Raw genomic sequence first — 21,368 nt, 5'->3', positions numbered from 1 at the left:
ACGCGGGCCGGGCCGTTCGCGCAGAGACGAATCCTCGGGTCGTTACGGGGCCGTCAGCCAAGAAAAATATTTTGTGATCCGACCCCGTATTCCGCCGGCCCGCCCGTCAATCCCCCCAACGCCGCACGAAGCTCGGCGATTGGGAGGGTGGAAATGAGAGTCTCGAGAAAAGCATTCTGCGCCGCGCTGCTCGGCGCGACGGCGATCCCGGCCGGCATGGCGATCCTGCCGGCAAGCGCGCAGGAGGCATCGATCGCCTTCGAGCTGGCGCAGCAAGACCTTGGCGCAACGCTGCGTGCGCTCGCCCGCCAGGGCGGCCGCGAGATCCTGTTCGCCGACGCCGATATCCGCGGCCGCCAGGCACCGGCGATCCGGGGCAGGTTCACTATTGAGGAGGCGGTTCGCCGGGCGATCGCGGGCACTGACCTCGTCGTCGAGCAGCAGGCCGGGGCGCTCGTCGTCAGGGTGCGCGCCCGAGCAGCTGCGGAGGACGGCACCGACCCGGCGATCATGGTGACGGGCACGCGCATCCGCGGCGCCACCGGCCCCTCGCCGGTAATCGTGATGACGCGCCGCGGCCTCGAGGAGCAGGGCCTTCCGGACATGGCGAGCATTTCGCGGATCATCCCCCAGAATTTCACCGGCGGGCAGAACCCCGGGGTCGCGGGGGGCGGTGACCAGGGCGGCTACAACAACCTTAACAACGCGACCACGCTCAACCTGCGCGGGCTGGGCTCCGACGCGACGCTGACGCTCATCAACGGTCACCGCCTTCCTTACGACGCCGTCAACCAGGGCGTCGATATCTCGATCATTCCGCTGGCGGCACTCGAGCGCATCGAGGTCATCACCGACGGGGCCTCGGCATTGTACGGCTCGGACGCGGTCGGCGGCGTCGCCAACCTCATTCTGCGCCGCGACTATGATGGTATCCAGGCGAGCGCGCGCATCGGCGGCTCGGCCGATGGGGGCAATGTCCAGCAGCAATATTCGGGGGTCGGCGGCGCGCGCTGGACCGGCGGCGGCTTCATGGCCGCGATCGACTATAGCAAGGCGACGCCGATCTACGCCGACCAGCGGGACTATACGCGCGGCCTTGCCCCGTCTCAGATGCTCGGCAGCGGATATCGGCAGGTCAGCGGCGTACTGACCGGCCATCAGGACCTTGCGAGCTGGGTCTCGTTCGAGCTCGACGCCGAACTCGCCGACCGCCGGTCGCGCAAGGGGGTCGCCTATTCCGTGACAGCCCCGGTGACCACCTATGGCCAGCTCAGCCTGCCCATCGTGCGCTCCTATTCGGTTACGCCGTCGCTGCACTTCAAGCCTGGCGGCGGGTGGGAAGCGACCCTCGCGATGACCGATGGCGAGAGCGCGACCGTCAGCAACGCGAAGCGCTACATCAACGGGCTGACCCTGGGCCGCTCCGCCTATGACAACCACCTCACCAATTTCGAGGCGAGTGCCGAGGGCCCGCTCGCCCGTCTTCCTGGCGGCGAGGCGCGCCTCGCACTGGGTGGCGGGTATAGGCGGTTCCGGCTCGACTTCGATGTGCGATCGACGAGCGGCGGGGTCACAACAATAGCCCGTGACGCCAGCGAGCGGCGCGAGAGCCTGTTCGGCTATGGCGAGCTTTCACTGCCCCTTGTCGGCGCCGCCAATCGCATGCCCTGGCTCGACGCCCTGCGCCTCAGCGCCGCAGTCCGCTACGAACGCTATGCCGGCATCGACGAGGTCGCGACGCCGAAGCTGGGCCTGATCTACGCCCCCCATCCGGGCATCACGCTCAAGTACAGCTGGGGCAAGTCCTTCAAAATCCCGACCCTGAACCAGGTCAATCAGGCCCGCCAGGCCATCCTCCTGCGCGCCAACCAGTTCTCGACGCAGCCGACCCCGCCGCTCCCGGCGGGCTCGACGGTGCTGCTCGTGGCCGGCGGTAACGCGGACCTACGTGCAGAACGCGCGACCAGTTCGACGCTGTCGATCGAGTTCAAGCCGCTCGATGGCCTGCGTATCGAGGCGAGCGGATTCGACATCGACTATCGAGGCCGCATCGCCAACGCCGTGAGCGACTATACGACTGCGTTCACCAATCCGGCCGCGGCCAATTTCGTCTCTTTCGCACCCAGCGCCAGCCAGTTGCACGGCCTGATCGCCGAGGCCCCGCTCGGGCTCGAGAACCAGAGCGGGCAGGCCTATGATCCGGCGCGGGTCGCAGCGGTCGTCGATGCGAGCCTGCGCAACACGGCGCGCGAACATGCCCGCGGCGTCGATGTCGCTATCGACTATAGCGCCGCGCTCCGTGGCGGCGGCCAGCTCCAGTTGGCAGCATCCGCGAGCTATCTCGACGACAAGCGACAGCCGGTGGCGAACCAGCCCTATGAGGAACGCGCCGGGCTGATCTTCACCCCGCCGCATTGGCGGGCCCGTGCCTCGGCGAGCTGGCAGTCCCGGACGCTGCAGTTCGCCGCCGCGCTCAACTATGCCGGCAGCACACTCGACAGGCGCCGCCCGCCCCAATCGACCGTGGGCGCCTTCACCACGCTCGACCTGAGCGGGTCGTTCCGCCCCGCCATCGAGCATGGTCCGCTCGCCAAGCTCGAGCTTCGGCTCACGGTACAGAACCTGCTGAACGAGGCGCCGGATCCGATTAGCAATCCATCCGCCGCCTCGATTCCATTCGATTCGACCAACCAGTCGCCGATCGGACGGTTCGTCGCCTTGTCGGTGACGAAGCAATGGTGACGCGTCGCCTCCTGATTGCCCTTGCCGCGCTGGTGCTATCGAGCCCGGCAAGGGCCGCCCCGGACTGTATGGACCTCGTACCGTCCGGGGCGCACCTGCCCCGGCACGCCCTGGTGCCCGAGGACCTGGTGCGGCTGCGCGACATCGGCCCGGTCGATCCCAACCAGCAATATGACCGACTCTTCTCGGTCTCGGCCGATGGCACACGCGCGGCCTTCCAGCTTCGACGGGGCGATCCTGCGACCAACAGCTTCTGTATCGCCATGATGGTGGTCGATATCCGGGCCGGCGGACTCGCACGCATCGTGGATCGTGGCGGTACGTTCCTGCGGCTCTCCTATGACTTCCGCGGCAAGGCCGAGTTCCCGAACGGCTTCGCCGATCCGATCACGCCGCGCTGGACGCCGGACGGCCAGTCGATCGTCTATCGCAGGCGCGACGCGGGGGCCGTACAGCTGTGGCGGGCCGCCGCCGATGGCAGCGGCAGCGCGCCCCTGACGACGAGCGCCGACGACATCGGCGACTTCCGGATCACGGCGGATGGGCGCGGCATCGTCTATGCGACCCGGCCGGGGCTGCGTACCGCCCTCGCCGCCATCGATCGCGAAAGCCTTGTCGGCTATCATTATGACGACCGCTTCGCGCCCTCGGCCAGCGATCGGCCCTTCGCGCCGGCACCGATCCCCAGGTCCATCCACTTCCTCGACCTGGCCAGCGGCGCGACCCGGGAAGCGGCTCCAGCCGAGGCAGGACTGCTGGGCGCGGCGTCGATGCAGGAGGGGAGCTGGACCGAGACGCCGACGGTCGCCGGGGCCCGGGCCTGGGTGGAGGTCCCAGTCCCGAGCCTGTATCCGACGCGGGGCAGGCTGCATGCCGATACCGGCGCGCGCACCTTCGCCTGCGACGCGCCCGAATGCGCCGATGCGAGCTTTCCCTGGTGGGTGCATGGCAGGGTTCGCTTCATGCGGCGCGAAGGCTGGGCGAATGCCGCGACCGCAATCTACGAATGGACGCCGGGTGCCTCCCGCGTCCGCCGGCTATACGCCACCGACGACTTCCTGCTCAGCTGCGTGCCGACCGGGCCCGGGCTCACCTGCCTGCGCGAAGGCGCGAGCCAACCGCGCCGGCTCGAACGGCTCGATCCGGCAAATGGCCGACGCGAGATACTCTTCGATCCCAACCCCGAATTCGTGCGCCTGACGCTCGGCAGGGTCGAGCGCCTGCGCGTGCGCAACAGTTTCCGCCTCGACGCGTTCGCCGACCTGGTCCTTCCCGTCGGCTATGTGCCGGGCCGGCGCTACCCGCTGGTGGTGGTGCAATATACCTCACGCGGCTTCCTTCGCGGCGGTACGGGCGACGAATATCCGATCCAGGCCTTTGCCAATCGCGGCTTTGCGGTCCTGAGCTTCAATCGACCACCCCTGGTCGGCCTGAAGGGGCATACGGATTTCATCAAGATGGAGCAGGTCAACCTCAAGGGGTTCGCCGACCGCCGCAGCGTGCTCGAGACGCTCGAGGCGGCGGTACGCGAAGCGATTGCGCGCGGCGTCGCCGACCCTGGCCGCATCGGCATCACCGGTCTCAGCGACGGCTCCTCCACTGCGGGCTTCGCCTTGCTGCACAGCAAGCTCTTCTCCGCCTATGCGATGAGCAGTTGCTGCTGGGACACCAATCTCGCGATGCGCGTCGGACCGAGCGCCGCCCGGGAATTCTATGCCATGGGCTATCCGCGGACGACGGACGACGCTCCGGAGGCGAGGAAATTCTGGCAGGAGATCGCCATTTCCCCGAACGCACGGCAGGTTCGTGCGCCCATCCTCGTGCAGGTCGCCGACACCGAAGCACTGAGCGCATTGCAAAGCTACACCGTGCTGCGCGAGCTGAACCGCCCGATCGACATGTTCGTTTTCCCCGGGGAAGGGCATGTCAAATGGCAGCCCGCACACCGGCTCGCGGTCTACACCCGGTCGATCGACTGGTTCGACTATTGGCTGAACGGCGCGAAGCCGGCGGGCCGTGCTTCCGAACTCGCGCATTGGGACGCGCTGCGCCGAGAGATGGAGGTGATGCCCGGCGCGCCGGCGAAGACGTCCGCGCGACCCTGAGGCTGGGCTTTGCCTACATGGGAGACCGAGCGGGCGACTTGCGCCCGCTCGGTCTCCGGTCAGTCGTCCATGAGACCCGGGAACACCATGAACCCAGAATCGCCGTCGGACACACCGGTCACGCCGCCCTGGGTGGTGGTGCTCACAGCACCCAAGTCGATCGGGTTCCTGTCGTCGGTAGCCATCGTCTTCTCCTCATACAGCCCCGGTGGATCATGCCCGAGCCGGCAGGGGCTCATTGCAGAGGCGCGACGACCAGGTCGCGGTCCACGCCTCCGCATTGACCAGTTCGAGCAGGCGCACATTCTCCTCTCCGGTCGTCTGTCGATCGGGCCGGAGTGCTTCCTCGATCGCGCCGGGATCGAGAATTCCATGTCGGGCAAGCTGGCCGTCCATCAGGCGCTCGCGCAGTTCGGCGCGTCTGCGCCGGACGATCTCGCCGCAGAACGGATCGGGGGTGCCCTTGACCCTGCGCTCGACGATCTCCCTGGGCAGCCATTCGGCGAAGGCGGCCCGCGCCACCGCGCGGTCGCGGCCCCCCTCGCGCCATTGCCAGCTTGGAATCGACAGGCAGGTCTCGAGTATCGGCTGGGAAAGCAGCGGATTGATCAGCGACGCGATCCGGCTCCGGTCGGACTCCAGATTGAGATGGGCACGAAGCAGCCCGGCGATATGCACTGCCTTGCCCGGCAGCGCGCCACGCGGAGCCTCGAGCCACGGGTGCGCGAACAACAGCCCGCACAGCGCGGCGGCGAGGTCGGGATGGAGGAAGCCGAGATTCGGCTTCCAGCGATAGCCGGGTGGTTGCCGCGCGACCCGCACCGCAGCGCGCGTCACGCGCAGCGGACCTGCGTTCGTATGCCGGCAGATATCGCGCAGCGTCGCGAACGCGCCGGCCCCGGGGCCCTCGCTCAGCATCCGATCCGCCAGCGCCGCGGCGGACTGCGAAAAGGCGAAGACATTGTCGCCGCCATTGCCGCTGAAAAAGGCATCGGCATCGATCCTGGCGGCGATCGCGCGGTGCGCCGCTTCATAGGGCTGCGCCTCGGCACGGCCGATCGGATAGGGCAGATGGGCACCGAGCGCATGTCCCAGATCGACCTGCGCCAGATCGTAGCGGCACGCCTCCAATGACAGGCCGAGTTCGTCGCACAGCGACCGGGCGTAGGCGCGCTCGTCCCCGGCCGGATCGTCGGTATACAGGGTGAGGCAGGCTGCATTCCGGTTCGAGCGCGCCAGGCAGGCCGCGATGATCGAGGAATCGAGGCCCCCCGACAGGCTGAGCAGCGGGTGCCGGTAAAGCGACGACCAGGTGCTGACGCATTGCTCGACGACACGCCGCAGCCGCTCGGCGGTCGCGGCGCTTTCCTCCCCGTTGCGTGGCGTGACGAAATCCCAGGGCGACCAGCCGCGCGTCGTCGTTTCGGAGGCGCCGTCGAGGATCAGCACTTCGCCTGCGAGTAGTACGCCCACGCCCCCCAGCGCGGTTTCGGCGGTGGGAAGGCCGGACGAATATAGGAACCGGCCGAGCCTGTCCCAGGCAATTCCCCCGAGATCGGCGCCGGCGAGCGAGAGCAGTTCGACGTCCGAGGCGAACAGCTGGGTGCCGCCGGAGCGCGCCCGGAAGCAGGGCAGCGCAGCGGACGGATCGCGCAGGATCTGGATGGTGCCGCCCTTCGACCACAGCCCGAGATAGCCACCCCACCAGGACTTGAGCAGCGCCTCCCGCCCGCCCTGCACCAGCGCAGCCCGCTCGGCCTCGCCCAGCATCTCTGTCGCGCGCGGCGGTCCATGCCGGTGGAACAGCGTGCCGATCACCATGCTGTCCGCATCGATTTCCAGGGAGCGGCAAGCCTCATCGACCAGCACGGCGAATCGCTCGGTCGCATGCGCGATGCGCAGGCCCGTCCGCTCCGCGGCATAACGGACCAGTCCGGAATCGATCGGAAACCCGACGAGGAGCAGGTAGCGCGGCCTCATCGCAGCACCAGGATCGGCGTGTAGAGCCGCGCCCGCTCATAGTCGCCGACAAGGACGGCATCGCCTGCCTGCACCCAGCTGTGCGCGGCGAACGGATCGAGGCGCACGCCCAGGATCAAGGCGGCGTCGATCCCGCCGCGCCGGCAAAGCCGCCAGGCCGCGATCGCCCGCGGCAGGCACTGGTCTGCGGCACGCAGCAACGTCGAGCTGGTCCCGAACGCAGCGACGAGCTGGCGCGCGCGTGCTTCGCTTTGTGCCTTGCGCGGTGTGCACCTGCGTTCCCGGGCGAGCCGTGCGACGATATCCGCCATCGTCCGATGCCGCAGCCAGAACCGGGCGCGCAGCTGGCCGATGACTGCTGAGAGGGTGAAGCGCCATTGCCCGGTCCTGGCGGCTTCCGCCGGATGGTCATGCCGTGGGCGCCGGTACCAGGCGCAGGCACCACGCGCGCCGTCGCCCGGCTCAAGTATGCCTGCCTCGACCAGCGCTTGCTCGGCATCCGCGCCGATGTCGCTGCCGGCGGCCCAGCGCTGGAATGCGCGGTCGAGACTTGCCGGCAGGCAGAGATAGCGGTCGCGCGCGAGGTCCGCGACCACGGCTTGCTCGGCGCAGATGCACCAGGAAAGTCCCGAGCGCAGGACCAGCTTCATGGGAAGCCCCTTGTCTGAAGATGCGGCGGAAGGGCGCGTGCCGTGAGGCACGCGCCAGGTCCGATCAGTCGTCGGCGAGATCGATGACGATCTGCTGCTTGCCGCTGTCGGTGTCGGGGGCGCCCTCGGGCAGGCCCTTGGTGTCGGTGCTCACGACGCCGAGTTCGATCGTCTCTTCATGCTTGCGGTTCATGGCATTTCTCCAGTTGCGGGAAACGTCATGGCCATGACCATTCGAATGTACGGGATCACGAGATTATAAGAAGCTTATAATCCAATTATAATCCGATTGTTTTCCGTAGGCTTGGATCGTCGCAAAAGCCGGGCGGGAAAAGCATGCCTTGGAGCACGCGCCACCACCTTTAGCCGAATGGCCTGGACATAATGGTGGCCACCCGGCCGCGTTGATCTATGCGATAACTTTGTTGCCGGCTGATATACTCGCGAGCAATTCGAGAAAGCCGATTACTCCAAAATCGACTTATTCCCCATTTAGCTGCATCACCGGGCCGATGCCCGGCGGATCGAGGCGACCGAGATCCCGGACTGGCCGTGCAGCATCGATGGCGAGGCCGGCCCGCCTGGCGACGTGACCCCGCGCTTCGCGCTGGTGACGCCGGTCGACACCTCCAGGTCGCCGGTATCACTCTCCATCCGGCCAATGGCAGGGCTCGGCGGGCGCGGCAGCGATGTCGTCGGCACGATCAGCAACATGCCATGGTGGGACGACCGGTCGCCGCCAGGAGCCGGCAGCCCGCCGTGGCTCAGGAACTTCGCCCACGACACCACGTTGCATATCCCGGCCAACCAACAGGGAGACTAAGCTTGGGCAAGGGAATTCTATTGTGGCTGCTGGGGGTTCCGATCCCCGTGATCCTCCTCCTGCTGCTATTCTGGCACTGAGATGGCGCGCGATCCCTATAGCCGCCCGGACCCGAACCTCTATCCGGGGCACGACCTCGAGGTTCCGACGGGCTCGGCCGTTTCGCTGTCGGCAATCCTTGCTGGCACGATCGTCGCAATCGCCGTTTCGCTCACACTCGGTGTGATCGGCACGGGCTTCGGATTGGCTTCGCTGTCGGTCTGGCCAGGCGTCGGCGCCGCCGCGAAGACTTTCACCATTGGCGCCGGAATCTGGTTGATCGTCACCCAATGGCTGTCGGCTGCCATTGGCGGCTATATCGCCGGCCGGCTTCGTACGCGCTGGCACGGCCTCCACACCGACGAGGTATTCTTTCGTGACACAGCCCACGGGTTCGTCACCTGGGCCCTCGCGACGCTCGTGGTGGCGATGGTTGCGGCAGGCGCATCCGCCATCGCCAGCCTCGCTCCTGTTCCGGCCGACGTGACGGTCACCGCCGACGCCGTCGAGGCCGCGCGCAAGGCAGCGGCGACCTTCGCGGCGTTCACCGGGATTTCGCTGGTGGTCGGAGCCTTTATCGGATCCGTGGCCGGCGCGATCGGCGGCCGGCTCCGGGACCTGCACCCCTAGGACCCGTCATGGGGCAGCGCCTTGCGGGGCTGCCCCATTTTCCGGCCGGATTACCGGCAGTCGACGCCACCCATTCGACCGCTTCGCTGGTCACCGCGGCTTGCGGGAGTCAACTGCCCGTGGCGGCTTTACCGGGAAAGGCAGCCGGACAGCCGGCGCCCCGAATGGCATCCGCGCGCGTGGTTACGGCGAAGGCGCTCGGGAACCGGATCACATCGCCAGTGTTTCTTCAAGTGATTGTTTTCAATCGAGTAAGGAGAGTATCATGAGCATCGAAGGCAAGATCAAGGAAGCCGCCGGCTATGTGAAGGAAGAAGCTTTCGAGCACGGCACCTCGGCGGAAAGCCAGGCAAAGGCCAAGGAGGGCCGCGACCTTCGCAACGAAGGCCGCATCGAGGACGGCAAGGCGCCGAAGACCACCGAACCCGGCTCCGGTGCGAAGTAGACCTCGCATCCGGCTAACAAGCGCCGCCCTTCGGGCGGCGCTTTTCGTATGCGCGCCTGCCCCTATTTGAGCGGCGTGTAGCGGCAGGTGAATTGCGGGGCGGCAGCGTCGTCGACAGGGCTCAGATGGATGTGCAGCCGGTCGCCGATCTTGCCGTCGAGCGCGAACGCCAGCTCTGCCTCGTAGATGTCGTCGCGATGCGCATCCCTCCAGCTCTCGATCGTGGCCATGGCACGCGCCTTGGCATCCCTCGCCGACGACGCGACCACGAACAGATTCTTGTGCTGCTCGGCGAAATCCCTGCCATCATAGCCGCCCAGGTTGACGAACCAGAGTTTCTCGGTCGCCTTTGACGGTTCGGGACGCAGGGTCACCCTATAACCATCGACCTGGGCGATCTCGGCCCAGCAATCGATATGCAGCGTGCCGGGGGTTCCCCACCACTCGGCGCGCAGCTGGGCATGGGTGTCGCGGATCGTCTCAGCGACGATGAAGCGAACGTCGTGGACTTCGATATGCGCCGAGGGATGCTCGCCGCCGATATAGATTGCGAACAGCTTCATGCCCACTTCTCCCGACACTCGGCGCCCCCGGCTGCGGCAGCCAGTTCGGCGCCCACGATGTTGCCCATTTCGTGGGAGCTGGTGATCCCCTGGATGAACGGGTGCCGCTCGAGGAGGAACGGAATGCTGAGGCAGAACAGGCGATGGCGGGCCGGATGGGCGCTTACCGGATGGAATTGCTCGTCGACCACGATGCCCTTGATGCGCGCACCGTCGTCCTCTGCCGCGTCGCGAACCACCTGCTGCTCGAGCAAGGTGGGGAAGGGAAACGCCTCCGCCGCCAACGGACGCTGGCCGGTCGCATCGATGAATGCCGGGAAATGCCGGCGCTGGCCGTGCATGGTGACCTCCGCCCCCGATTCCGTGCCATGGGTATCGATACGGTGGTCCTCGCCGAGCGCAGCGACGTGCAGGTGACCGCTCCGGTGAAGTGCCAGCAGCCGCTCGATCGAGAGATGCGGGACCGTCGCATATTCATCGACGAAGACGGGCTTGAGGTAGCGGTTGAACCGCTCGAGCGCTTCTTCCTCCAGATGCGGCACGATGCGGCCCAGTACCTCGTGCATGCGCAGGATCGCGTAGCGCCAGGGCACCGTATATTCGCGTGCGAAATTGGCCCGGGCCTCTGCAAGATCGGCCTCGGCCCATTCAAAAGGATCGGCCGCGATGCGATCCGCGAAATAGCGGTCGGCGAATTCCTCCAGCGCAAGCGCGTCCAATCCGACCGTCGCGGCATAGTCGGGATCGGCAGCACGCAACTCCGCCCGGAAAAGGTCATAGGACCGGTCGAGCAGATGATCGCAATCCGCCGCGATGAGCGCCTCGATCGCCTCGGGGGTGCAGATCGACAGCGGCTCGTAGGGGATCGGATGATAGAAGTCGGCTTCCGGCAACAACCCCTTGCGCGACATCATGGTGATGCCGAAGCCCTCGGCACCCGGGTGAATGCGATATTCGATCGACTTCCCTTCGGTCTCGATCAATGTGCCATGCGCGACCGCCAGCGCGACCGCCGCATCGATCGCAGTCAGTGAAGAGCCGCGGATGCCGATCGCGACCGACGGGATCCTCTGGAGCGCAGTCGCGGGCCAGGGACTGAGGAAATAGCCTGGCCGCACTTCAGGTTCTTCGGGCCACTGGTGCCCGGTCGCAAGCACGACGCGATCGTAAATCCGCTCGCAGGCGTCTCCCCGTCGCGGCGAGAGAAACAAGTGCAACCCGTCGCCGGCAGCGCGAATGTCGGTCACGCGGCAGCTCGTGGCGATCTCGACCGCTATGCCCCGTCCGCGCGCTTCCTCGATGAGGCCGTTGAACTGGTCGAGGAAATATTCACCCAGTGCCAGTCGTGGATAGAAGGCATGCGCGTCGATCTCTTCGGGATCGATGCCGAGCCGCACGAGCCGCGCGCGCGGCTGGCGGGCGAGCCAGTCGATCAACGTCTCGCATATCGGGGGGATTTCGATACTGGCGATGTTGGACAACATCGCCGGGTCGTTCCAGCCGGGCCGATAGGGCGTGCCCAGCCCCGCGCGCGGCTGCTCCTCGAAGATCGTCACTTCCGCCGCGCCGGTCACGCTGCGAAGAAGCGCACAGAAGGTATAGATGGTGGTCGGACCCGCTCCGACAAAGGCTATGGAAAAGGACATCGAAAGTCACAATGCTTGGCGCGCACTGTAGTGCCCGGCATAGCGGTGGAGCCCGACAAGGCCGCGCGCCAGGCCGCTCGGAGCCGAAGAACAAAGCGACCAGCCACCAGCCACCAGCTACCAGCTACCAACTACCAGCTACCAGCTACCAGCGAACGCGGGTCGGGATCCGGTCGCAACGCCCCAGAACCCTCGATGCTAGAGGAAATATCGAACCCGAACCGGGATCGAGACGTCGCTTCCCGAGATAGCCAGGCGTGCCTGGGCGAAGCTCGCCGGTCCGAAGCGGATTCGCGGGTTGTTCGAGAAACCGAAGCCCTCGCGCGGAACCCCTGCGAACTTGTCGAGCCTTCCTGCTATCCATCGCCGAGGATCAGCGATGCCGTGGCCTTCGCGCTGGCGACCACGCCCGGGATGCCGGCCCCTGGATGCGTGCCCGCGCCGACAAGGTAGAGATTCTCGAAATGGTCGTCGCGGTTATGTGCCCGAAACCAGGCGCTCTGCGTCAGCAGCGGCTCGAGGCTGAAGGCATTGCCGAGATGGGCACCGAGGTCCGCGGAAAAGTCGACCGGGGTGTAATGGAACATGGTCGTGATTCGCTCGCGCACGTCGGGGATCAACTGGTCGCGAATGCGATCGAGGACGATCTCACGATAGCGGTCGCCGAAGCTGTGCCAGTCCGGGTCGGCATGTCCAAGATGCGGCACCGGCGCCAGGGCGTAGAGCGTCGAGTGCCCCGGCGGCGCCAGCGAGGGATCGGTCGCGGAAGGGTGGTGGATATAGAGCGAGGGATCGGGTGGTATCCGCCCGTCCCGGTAGATGTCGTTGAGAAGCGGCTTGAACCGATCCGAAAACAGGATCGTGTGGTGTGCCAGGTCCGGAAACGTCCCGCGCAATCCCAGGTGAAGGACGAACAGGCTTGGCGAGAACCGCCTGCGCGCAAGCACGCGCGTTTGCCGTGCGGCATAGCGGCTTCCCGCGATCAGCCCGTAGCTATGGACCAGGTCGCCATTGGAAGCGATCATGTCGGCATGCAGGGTCCGCCCGCTGCGCGTTCGCAGCCCAGTGACCTTGCGTGCCTCGAAGAGGATCTGCTCCACCGGATCGGCGAGGATCAGCTTGCCGCCGAGCCGCTCGAAGAGCCGCACCATGCCGTCAACCAGGGCGTTCGTGCCACCGCGCGCGAACCAGACGCCGCCGCGCTTCTCCAGGCTGTGGATGAGCGCGTAGATGCTGCTGGTCCGCATCGGATCACCCCCGACCAGCAAGGTGTGGAAGGAGAAGGCCTGCCGGAGCCGCTCGTCGCGAATATGGGTGGACACCGAGCGATAGACCGATTGCCAGGCTTTGCGCCGGACCAGCGCTGGCGCTGCGCGGACCATGTCCAGAAAGGACAGGAACGGCTTCGCCCCGAGCTCGACATAGCCGGTCTGGTAGACCGCCTCCGAATAGCGCAGGAACCGCGCATAGCCCTCGACGTCGCGGCGATCGAAGGCCGCGATTTCCGCAAGGAGTGCCGGATCGTCATTGCCATAGTCGAACGATGCGCCGTCGCTCCATTTCAGGCGGTAGAAGGGACTGACCGCGATGAGATCGACATCGTCCGCCATCGTGCTGCCCGACAGGTCCCATAATTCGCGCAGGCAATCGGGGTCGGTGATGACCGTCGGGCCGGCGTCGAAGACGAAGCCGTCCTTGCGCCAGACATAGGCGCGGCCGCCCGGCCGGTCGCGCGCCTCTACGATGGTCGTGGCGATCCCGGCGCTTTGCAGTCTGAGCGCCAGGGCCAGCCCGCCGAAACCGGCTCCGATGATCAGCGCGGTGTTCATGATGCTATTACTTTCAAGGAGGAATTGGCGTCCGGCTCCGAACGCGCGAGGTGTCGCTACCCGCCCCGGCTCAGTGCAGGCGTGAGACTGCAAAACTGGCGATCTCGCGCAGGCGGTCAGCCCTGGACCCGAATTGCGCCAAGTCCTCGAGGCACGCCTCGGCAAGCCGCTGCGACTGTCGCTTCGCGCCCTCGAGCCCGAATATCTCGATGGTCGTGACGCGCCCGGCACGGCTGTCCTTCCCGACCCGCTTGCCGAGCGCCTCGGCGCTTCCGACCCTGTCGAGGATGTCGTCGCGGATCTGGAATGCCAGGCCCAGTTTCTCCGAGAAGCGCATCAGGCGCTCGCGTTCCTCCCCCTCGCATCCGGCGAGCAGGGTGGCAGCCTCGACGCAGTAGCTGAGCAGGGTTCCGGTCTTGAGCTGCTCGCACAGCGCCACCGCCTCGGCGCTCGCATCCTCGGCGGGGTAGAGATCCATCATCTGCCCCAGCGCCAGTCCATCCTTGCCGATCGTCCGGGCCAATGCGGACACGAGGCGGGTACGGACGGCGGCGTCGGGATGGGCGCGTTCGTCGGAAAGCATCTCGAAAGACAATGCCAGCAGCGCGTCGCCCGCAAGCACGGCCGTCGCCTCGTCGAAGGCGCGATGCAGGCTGGGCTTGCCGCGCCGGAAGTCGTCATCGTCCATGCACGGCAGGTCGTCATGGACAAGCGACTGGGCATGCAGGCATTCGATGGCGCAGGCGGCCCAGATCGCATGGCGATATTCGGCGCCCAGCATCTCGGCGACCAGCACCGTCAGCAGAGCCCGGAGCCGCTTGCCGCCTCCGAGCACCGCATAGCGCATCGCGTCGTTGAGGCGCGCAGGTGCCCCCGGTCCGGGTATCAGTACCTGCTCGAGACAGCGCTCGACATCACGCCGCACCTGATCGCCGCGCATCGCGAGCGGCACGGCATCGAGCGGGGTCATCGACACCGGCTTGAAGACCGCATTCTCGGCCCTGCCGGGCAATTCTTCGGCGGCGAAGCCGAGCGCCACCAGCCGCGCGACGACGGCGTCGATCGCCTCGGGGGGCGCCGAGGCCGCGGCGGTGAGCCCGACGACCCGCGCTGCGGCGATCCGCCCGAGATCGAGCGCGTCGGGACCGTCCACCAACTGGGCATCGCCGCAGCCCGCGGCACGCGACACCTCGACCAGCCGGCGGGCATTGGACGACAATCGGTCGCCGACCACCACCACATGGTCCGCGCGTGCCGCGATCGCGCCGATCGCTTCCTGCCGGTTGGAGGAAGCATAGCAGATGTCGCTCGCCCGCGGCGCCACCACATCGTCGAACCTGGCCCGGATCGCCTCGATGACCGAGGTCGCCTCCTGCATCGCGAAGGTCGTCTGGACAGCGTAGGAAACCGCGATGTTGCGCGCGAGCGGCAGGCCGTCGACATCCCCGGGCGAACCGACGACCGAAATGGCGCCACCCGGCACCTGGCCGAGCGTACCGATGATCTCGGGATGCCCCTGGTGACCGATCAGCAGCACATGCCGCCCGGCCTGGTAATGGTCCAGCACTTGCGCATGGACCCGGGCGACGAGCGGGCAGGTCGTGTCCAGGGTCTTGAGCTGGCGCTGGCGGGCTTCGCGCAGGACCGACTGGGCAACGCCGTGGGCGGAAAGGATGGCGACGGCGCCTTCGGGAACTTCGGCGAGTTCGGTCACGAAGACCGCCCCCCTCGCCTTCAGCCGATCGACCACACCCTGGTTGTGCACGATGTGCCGGCGGACATAGACCGGGGCACCATGATGGACGAGCGCAGTCTCGACCGCGGCGATCGCGCGCTCGACCCCCGCGCAAAATCCGCGCGGGTTGGCCAGGAGCAGTTTCCTTTCCCCAGCCCGTTCACCAGCCCTGGTCTGCCGACGCCTCTCACTCATTGCCTGCCGCATCCCTGCTCGAGCCGGCGGCCGCCGGCTGCGCTCGAAGCCCGGGCAATGCTATCGCCGCGGCTCCCGGCGCCTAGATGCACTTAAGGGCAGGCGCGCTGCGGCATGGGGTGTTCAAAAGCCCGCCTCGACGGCGAGGCGGATCGCGTCCGCATTGGCCCTCACGCCCAATGCCTGCAACAAGGCCGCGCGGTGCATCTTGACCGTCCGCTCGCTCAGCTGGAGCGCATGGGCGATCTGCTTGTTGAGCTTGCCGCCGGACATCATCTTGAGAATCTCTCGCTGGCGCGGGCTGAGCCCGTCGATCCGCTGCCGCGCCACGCTCTGGCGGGTGGCAGCGTCGGAAGGGCGTTCGGCAAGCGCGACCTGCGAGCCGAGAAAATATTCGAGTTCGCCTTCGGCATCGAAGATCGGGGCGACCATCACCGCGTTGCGAAAGGCCGAGCCATCCTTGCGGTAGTTGAGGATCTCGACCAGCACCGGCTGGCGGTTGCGGATGCCGGTCCGCAGCGTCTCGCTGAGCGCCGGCTCGGTGTCCGGCCCGCTGAGGAAGCGGCAGTTGCGACCGATCACATCGTCGCGCGCATAGCCCGTCAGTTCCAGGAACGCAGCATTGCAGGCGACGATCGGATTGTCCGGCTGGCGCGGGTCGCTGATCACAGCAGCGGTCGCGCTCGCCTCGATCATTTGCAGGATCGCCATGGCGCGATGCTAGCGGCGACGGCGCGCAAATCCAAGCTTTGCCCTTTTGGCCATGTTGGCCGCGCCGGCCCGATGCCGCAGGCCTCTGCTGCAAGGAGTTGTGCCAATGCCCCGGGCGCGTCGCATTATGAACCAGAGGCCTCCGGCGTGCTGCCTGCCGGGCCGTGCCGGTCGCGCGCATCTGCTTTGGCGGGGACTGCTGCAAGGCATCTCGGCCGATGACCCCGGCTGGAGGGGCGACATAACGGCGCCGCTTGCCCCGGGCCTGCCGGCGTGAAGGTCGGCATCGTCGGCGCCGGCCTTGCCGGGCTTTCCTGCGGGACGGCGCTCCAGGCGCATGGCGTGGAGGTCGCCCTGTTCGAAAAGGCACGCGGTCCCGGCGGACGACTATGCTCGCGCCGCCTGGAGACCCGCTTGGGAACCGCGACATTCGATTTCGGTGCGCAGGCGATCGGTGCGAGCGATCCCAAGTTCCTGCGCCAGCTTGAGGCGTGGCGCGCCTGCGGCACCGCCGACCGCTGGCAGGCCGGCGGCGCGGCCGCCTGGGCAGGCACGCCCGCGATGAACGCGATACCGAAGCACTTGGCCCTGGGCCTCAAACTGGCCTGCTCGGTCTTTGTCCGCGGCATGGTGCGCGACCGCGGCGAGTGGCATCTCCTCCATGACGCCGGCAGCATCGGCCCCTTCGATGCGGTCGTGATCGCCCTGCCGGCGGAGCAGGCCGCAACCATGCTCGCGCTGCACGACCTCCCGATGGCCCGGATCGCCATCGCCGCGCCGTCGGCGCCCTGCTGGACCGCGATGCTGGCGCTTGCTCCCCGCGAGGGGCCCTTGCTGCTCGAATCCCACGGGATCATCGACCGCGCCGCGAGCAGCGCGTCCAAGCCCGGACGCAGCGGGCCGCAAGCCTGGACGGTGCATGCCGGAGCACAGTGGAGCCAAGCGCATCTCGACGCCGATGCCGCGTTCGTGATCGAGACGCTGCGGGGGGCGCTGGCCGACGGCCTTGGCGGGGCTCCGCTCGACGTCCTGGCCGCGGATTCGCATCGCTGGCGCTATGCCACCTCGGGCGCGGCGGGCCGGGACTCGCTTTGGAACGCGGCACTCGGAATCGGCGCTTGCGGAGACTGGCTGATCGGCCCCGGCGCCCAGTCCGCCTGGCTGTCGGGAGTGCATCTGGCTGGCCGGATCGCAGGCGCTTCCTAGCCGCGACCATGTCCTGCCACGCCGCGAGTGCGCGCGCGCGCCCGGCTTCGTGCCCGATCAGACGCCGGGGATAGCCTCGCGGCGGATCGCCCTTCAGGTGCAGCGCGTGGATCCGCGCATCGTCCAGGTCCCGGAGCTCGGGCACGAATTGCCGCACATAGCCGGCCATGTCGAACTTCTCGCTCTGGAGATAGGGCGCCATGATCCGGGAAAAGACCGGCGCGTCGACCCCGCTGCCCGCGACATATTGCCAGTTCATCGCATTGGATCCCAGGTCGGCATCGACCAGCGTATCCCAGAACCAGCGCTCGCCGCGCCGCCAGTCGATCAGCAGGTGCTTCACCAGGAACGACGCGGTCACCATGCGCACCCGGTTGTGCATCCAGCCTGTCTGCCAGAGCTGGCGCATGCCGGCATCGACGACCGGAAAGCCGGTGCGCCCGCGCGTCCAGGCACGAAAGTCACGCTCCGCCTCGGTGCCTTCGCGCCAGCCGAGCCGCTCGAACGCTTCCCGGCCATTGCGCTCGGGATAGTCGGGCATCTGGTCGAGCAGGTTTATGCCATGGTCGCGCCAGGCCAGTTCGCGGCGGAACGCCGAGGCCCCCGCTCCTTTGCGATCGTCGAGCGCGGACCAGAGGCAGCGCGGCGAGATTTCCCCGAAATGCAGGTGCGGCGACAGCCGCGAGGTACCCTCGAGTGCCGGATAGTCGCGATCATGCCCGTACCGCTCCAGCGTCTCGAGAAAGGACCGCCAGCGCCGCCAGGCGCCCTTTTCGCCCGGCGTCCAGTCGGCGAAGCCGCCTGCCCAGTCAGGCGCGCGGGGCAGCAGCGCCCAATCGTCGAGCACTTCGGAGGCCGGCATGCGCTCCGGCGCACCGATGCGGGACGGCGCCGCCAGGGGATGCAGCGGCGGGAGCGCCTCGCTCATCGTGCGGTACCAGGGGGTGAAGACCCTGTAGCGGCTGCCGCTGCCATTCAGGATGGCGTCGGGCCGGACCAGATAATTGCCGTCATGCAGCTCCAGATCCGCGACCTTCGCGACCGCACGCTCGGTCGCCTGGTTCCAGGGTTCGTAATGGCGCAGCGCATGGATTCGACTGGCGCCCGCCTCGCGGACAAGTGCGGCAAGCGTGTCCGCCGTGTCCCCGCGGCGCAGCACGAGATCGCCACCGCGCTTCTCGAGGCTGCGGCCGAGCGCTGTCAGGCTGTGGTGCAGCCACCAGCGCTGCGCACCGCCCATCGCCCAGGGGCCGGCTAGCGCATCGTCGAGGATGAAGACCGGCACGACGTCGCCCTCCTCCACCGCAGCGCAAAGCGCGGGCTGGTCGGTCAGTCGGAGATCCTGCCGGAGCCAAAGCAGCGTGGTCGGCATCGGTTGGGTGGTCCTCGAAAGCGTGCACCATCCGATACGGCGCGCCGCCCGCTGCGGGGAACATGTCCAAAGGTGCAGCGCGGTCGCTCCCAGCGCATTTAGGGCCGGGGATCTTGGCACCAGCATGACCGCCGCAGCGGCGGCGGGACCGGCCCCGCCAACGGGCCCGGCACTAGGCTCAACCGTCGGACAGAAAATTTCACAGAAAGCCAGGCGTGCAAGGCCTGGGAAGCCGAGCCCACCGGCCGGTCAGGCAAATTGCTTGCGCCCGATCAGCACCCCTGGCCGGTCGAACGGCTGGGTGAGGGCAAAGGCGCCTGCCCTCCCGTCCAGGCCGTCGCCAGCCACCTGCGCCGGGGCCTCTTTTGCGCGGTAGCACCGCCTGGCGCGGCGACCGCGTGCCCCTCAACGAACCCGGTTACGCTGGACCAGGTTGAAGATGCCGAGCAGCACCACGGCGCCGACAAAGGCGATCACCAGGCCGGTCACCGAGAATTCCTGCACGCTGCCCCGGACCCCGAGGAGGGGACCGGAAAGCCAGTTGCCGATGACCGAGCCGACGCAGCCTACGACGATGTTGAGGACGATGCCCATCGAGGCGTTGCGGCCCATCACGATGCTGGCCAGCCAGCCGGCGATGCCACCCACGATAAGAGCGATGATCCAACCCATTGCAGTTCTCCCTGGCTGAAAATCCGAATGGGCAATCCATAGGGATCGGCTTTGTTCCGCAACTGCAACGCCCTGTCGCGACAGTGCCCTGCACCGCCGGTGCGGCTTGGCACCCGAAGCCGGCCTGTCCCTCGGTCCTGTTGTGCGCAGGTCGGGCCAGCGGGCGCACGCTCCGGGTCGATGCGCTGCGGTCTCGTTGTTCTTGTCGGGCGGCCGGATCGGCTCGCTTTCGCGTGGAGAACAGGCCCACCCGCGATGGGCGAGCGCTGGCCCTGTCCGTCCGTCCCGATTGCCCTTCTCAGTCGCCGGGCTGCGCCAGCACGATCTCGCGCGGATCGCCGTCCCGCACCTCGCTTCCGAACAGCGCGCCGAGCCGCCTTGCCAGCAGCCCGGTATCGCCGACCTGGAAGCGGCCCGATACGCGCTTTGGCCCGAGCGAAGCATCGGCCAGCCTGATCGGCCGTGCAGACCCCTTGTTGGCGAGCGCAACCAGCTCGGCGACGGGCACTGCCTCGAACTCGTGCGCCGCATTGGTTGGCAATGCCTTCCCGCCATCGGATGCGGCCGGTGTTGCCGCAGCTTCCGGCTGCGCCGCGAAGGAGACGCCCTCGCCCGCCGCGAGCTTGCGGATCGCCGGCTGCGCGCTCGGTGCCGGGCGCGGCAATGCGACATCGACCGCGCCCTGCAGCAGGCGGACATCGACCTTGCCCGCGCGCGTCAGCGCGACCTCGAAGACCGTGCCGCGGGCGGTGACGCTGCCGCCGCCGGCATGGACGATGAAAGGTCGCTGCTCATGGGCGACCTCGAAGCGTGCCTGGCCCTGGAGCAATCTCAGGTCGCGCTGCCGGGCGGCGATATCGATGTCGATTATGGTGCCGTCACCAAGATGCACGGTCGACCCGTCGGCCAGGCGCACCACGCGCCTCTCCCCTGCGACCGTCGAGATCCTGCGATGGTCGGTCGTGGCGGCGACTGCTTCCTGGCCCGACGGGGCCGAGCGGTTCGGATGCCACGCGACCCAGCCGCCGACGCCCGCGACCAGCGCGACCGATGCGGCCAGTTCCACTGCCGGCATCCTGCGTCGCCGCTGCGGCCGCGGCCGCGGCGGCGGCGCGGGGGCAGGCTCGCCCGATTCGGCGAGCAACTTGCCCAGCGCGAAGACCTCGGCGGCGTCGTTATAGGCGCCCCGGTGCTCCGCCCCTTGCGCGAGCCATGCCTCGAACTCGGCGCGACTGGCATCGGCATCGGGACCGCGCATCCGCGCGAACCAGTGCGCAGCCTCGCGCGCGAGCGCGTCGTCGCCTTCCTCCGCCTGGTCTTCCGACATGGTCATTGCTTCAGGTCCCTGCCGATCCGCAGCAGCGCCTCGCCCATATGCCATTCGACGGTACGGACGCTGATGCCGAGCTGAGTCGCGATCTCCTTGTAGCCCAGGCCCTCGAGGCGGTGCAGCACGAACACCTCGCGGGTGCGCGGCGGCAGCGCGGCCACTGCCGCTCGGTAGCGTTCCCGCATCTGGGCGACCTCGATTCCATCTTCCTGGGTGGCACGCGCCGCCGGCGCGTTGACCTCGTCGATCGGCACGTGCGGCATGCGGTTGGCTACGCGGCGCGACCGGTCGATGAGCAGGTTGCGCACGATCCGGTTGAGGAACGCCTCGGGCTGGCGCAGCCCGTTACGGGCATCCGAGCCGAGCAGGCGCGCGAACGCATCCTGCACCAGGTCGTTCGCTTCCTCGCTCGAGCGCAGGCGCACATCGAGCCAGCGGCGCAGGCGGGGGGCCTGCTCGCGGTACAATGCGTCCAGGCGCAGCGGACCGGTGCCGCCGCCACCGGGCGCCTCGCAGGGGTCTTCGTCAGGCCGCCGCATGCGCTACCGCAAGCGGGTGCCGCCGCGCGGGGCGCGGGCATGAAAGGTCGATCGCACGAGCGCCTGTCTCGTGCCGGGCGATGCCTCGGAAGATTACCGCCGACCGTGATGGCCGGAAGCGCTTGATGCCTGGCGGTCAGTTCCGCAGCGGGCTGC

Annotated in this window: 20 protein-coding genes and 1 pseudogene; 5 read left to right on the top strand and 16 right to left on the bottom strand. The window is 67.8% G+C overall.

Annotation, left to right across the window (positions count from 1 at the left end; genetic code table 11):
* Positions 1-153: 153 nt before the first annotated feature.
* Together O3305_RS19940 and O3305_RS19935 are read left to right on the top strand one after the other, a co-directional pair.
* Positions 154-2,742: a TonB-dependent receptor gene (locus O3305_RS19940; RefSeq protein WP_269574090.1), complete on the top strand. Its 2,589-nt coding sequence runs from the start codon at positions 154-156 to the stop codon at positions 2,740-2,742.
* Complete coding sequence (locus O3305_RS19935) at positions 2,739-4,847, top strand: Atxe2 family lasso peptide isopeptidase (protein WP_269574089.1); 2,109 nt, start codon at positions 2,739-2,741, stop codon at positions 4,845-4,847. The genes O3305_RS19940 and O3305_RS19935 overlap by 4 nt, the downstream gene beginning before the upstream one ends.
* Positions 4,848-4,906: 59 nt before the next feature.
* On the opposite strand, the gene O3305_RS19930 is transcribed toward O3305_RS19935, so the two are convergent.
* The 5 genes from O3305_RS19930 to O3305_RS19910 form a co-directional block, all read right to left on the bottom strand.
* Positions 4,907-5,032, bottom strand: a complete 126-nt coding sequence (locus tag O3305_RS19930) for a hypothetical protein (protein WP_269574088.1) — start codon at positions 5,030-5,032, stop codon at positions 4,907-4,909.
* A gap of 28 nt (positions 5,033-5,060) precedes the next feature.
* Positions 5,061-6,827: an asparagine synthase-related protein gene (locus tag O3305_RS19925; RefSeq protein ID WP_269574087.1), complete on the bottom strand. Its 1,767-nt coding sequence runs from the start codon at positions 6,825-6,827 to the stop codon at positions 5,061-5,063.
* The gene (locus tag O3305_RS19920; RefSeq protein ID WP_269574086.1) at positions 6,824-7,477 is read right to left on the bottom strand and encodes a lasso peptide biosynthesis B2 protein; all 654 of its coding nucleotides are present in this window, start codon (positions 7,475-7,477) and stop codon (positions 6,824-6,826) included. The genes O3305_RS19925 and O3305_RS19920 overlap by 4 nt, the downstream gene beginning before the upstream one ends.
* A gap of 64 nt (positions 7,478-7,541) precedes the next feature.
* Entirely contained in the window at positions 7,542-7,670 is a 129-nt protein-coding gene (locus tag O3305_RS19915) for a hypothetical protein (RefSeq protein WP_269574085.1), read from the bottom strand.
* A gap of 308 nt (positions 7,671-7,978) precedes the next feature.
* Complete coding sequence (locus tag O3305_RS19910) at positions 7,979-8,266, bottom strand: hypothetical protein (RefSeq protein WP_269574084.1); 288 nt, start codon at positions 8,264-8,266, stop codon at positions 7,979-7,981.
* Positions 8,267-8,381: 115 nt separating this feature from the next.
* Between O3305_RS19910 and O3305_RS19905 the strand changes: the two genes are divergently transcribed.
* Together O3305_RS19905 and O3305_RS19900 are read left to right on the top strand one after the other, a co-directional pair.
* Entirely contained in the window at positions 8,382-8,969 is a 588-nt protein-coding gene (locus O3305_RS19905) for a hypothetical protein (RefSeq protein ID WP_269574083.1), read from the top strand.
* Positions 8,970-9,234: 265 nt separating this feature from the next.
* The gene (locus tag O3305_RS19900) at positions 9,235-9,414 is read left to right on the top strand and encodes a hypothetical protein (RefSeq protein ID WP_269574082.1); all 180 of its coding nucleotides are present in this window, start codon (positions 9,235-9,237) and stop codon (positions 9,412-9,414) included.
* 62 nt (positions 9,415-9,476) lie between these two features.
* On the opposite strand, the gene O3305_RS19895 is transcribed toward O3305_RS19900, so the two are convergent.
* The 6 genes from O3305_RS19895 to O3305_RS19870 all read right to left on the bottom strand — a co-directional run bounded on the left by O3305_RS19895 (position 9,477) and on the right by O3305_RS19870 (position 16,093).
* Positions 9,477-9,977, bottom strand: a complete 501-nt coding sequence (locus O3305_RS19895; protein ID WP_269574081.1) for a DUF1543 domain-containing protein — start codon at positions 9,975-9,977, stop codon at positions 9,477-9,479.
* Positions 9,974-11,551, bottom strand: a complete 1,578-nt coding sequence (locus tag O3305_RS19890) for an FAD/NAD(P)-binding protein (RefSeq protein WP_269574080.1) — start codon at positions 11,549-11,551, stop codon at positions 9,974-9,976. Before O3305_RS19890 ends, O3305_RS19895 begins: the two co-directional genes overlap by 4 nt.
* Positions 11,552-11,821: 270 nt before the next feature.
* Positions 11,822-11,914, bottom strand: a complete 93-nt coding sequence (locus tag O3305_RS23210; protein WP_502958209.1) for a hypothetical protein — start codon at positions 11,912-11,914, stop codon at positions 11,822-11,824.
* A 65-nt stretch (positions 11,915-11,979) separates the two neighbouring features.
* On the bottom strand, positions 11,980-13,452 hold the full coding sequence (locus tag O3305_RS19880; RefSeq protein ID WP_269574079.1) for a phytoene desaturase: 1,473 nt from the start codon (positions 13,450-13,452) through the stop codon (positions 11,980-11,982).
* Positions 13,453-13,522: 70 nt separating this feature from the next.
* Complete coding sequence (gene ispH, locus O3305_RS19875; RefSeq protein ID WP_269574078.1) at positions 13,523-15,382, bottom strand: 4-hydroxy-3-methylbut-2-enyl diphosphate reductase; 1,860 nt, start codon at positions 15,380-15,382, stop codon at positions 13,523-13,525.
* A 123-nt stretch (positions 15,383-15,505) separates the two neighbouring features.
* Positions 15,506-16,093: a LuxR C-terminal-related transcriptional regulator gene (locus O3305_RS19870; RefSeq protein WP_269574077.1), complete on the bottom strand. Its 588-nt coding sequence runs from the start codon at positions 16,091-16,093 to the stop codon at positions 15,506-15,508.
* 273 nt (positions 16,094-16,366) lie between these two features.
* Between O3305_RS19870 and O3305_RS23170 the strand changes: the two are divergent.
* A pseudogene (locus tag O3305_RS23170) lies at positions 16,367-16,519 on the top strand (NAD(P)-binding protein); the annotation flags it as partial.
* Here O3305_RS23170 and O3305_RS19865 read toward each other — a convergent pair.
* From O3305_RS19865 to O3305_RS19845, 5 genes are all read right to left on the bottom strand, one after another.
* Positions 16,481-16,837, bottom strand: a complete 357-nt coding sequence (locus tag O3305_RS19865; RefSeq protein WP_269574076.1) for a hypothetical protein — start codon at positions 16,835-16,837, stop codon at positions 16,481-16,483. The pseudogene O3305_RS23170 and the gene O3305_RS19865 sit on opposite strands and share 39 nt — an antisense overlap.
* Before the next feature lie 109 nt (positions 16,838-16,946).
* The gene (locus tag O3305_RS19860; protein ID WP_353739206.1) at positions 16,947-18,671 is read right to left on the bottom strand and encodes a cryptochrome/photolyase family protein; all 1,725 of its coding nucleotides are present in this window, start codon (positions 18,669-18,671) and stop codon (positions 16,947-16,949) included.
* A gap of 405 nt (positions 18,672-19,076) precedes the next feature.
* Positions 19,077-19,343, bottom strand: a complete 267-nt coding sequence (locus O3305_RS19855; protein ID WP_269574075.1) for a GlsB/YeaQ/YmgE family stress response membrane protein — start codon at positions 19,341-19,343, stop codon at positions 19,077-19,079.
* 298 nt (positions 19,344-19,641) lie between these two features.
* A complete protein-coding gene (locus O3305_RS19850) occupies positions 19,642-20,676 on the bottom strand; it encodes a FecR family protein (protein WP_269574074.1) in 1,035 nt (344 codons plus the stop codon).
* Positions 20,673-21,212 carry an RNA polymerase sigma factor gene (locus O3305_RS19845; RefSeq protein WP_269574073.1) on the bottom strand — a complete coding sequence of 180 codons (540 nt, stop codon included), beginning with the start codon at positions 21,210-21,212 and terminating at the stop codon, positions 20,673-20,675. Before O3305_RS19845 ends, O3305_RS19850 begins: the two co-directional genes overlap by 4 nt.
* Positions 21,213-21,368: the final 156 nt, after the last annotated feature.

The organism is Sphingomonas sp. NIBR02145 (assembly GCF_027359115.1).
Taxonomy (GTDB): domain Bacteria; phylum Pseudomonadota; class Alphaproteobacteria; order Sphingomonadales; family Sphingomonadaceae; genus Sphingomonas; species Sphingomonas kyeonggiensis_A.
This window is presented reverse-complemented; position numbering and strand designations above follow the sequence as displayed.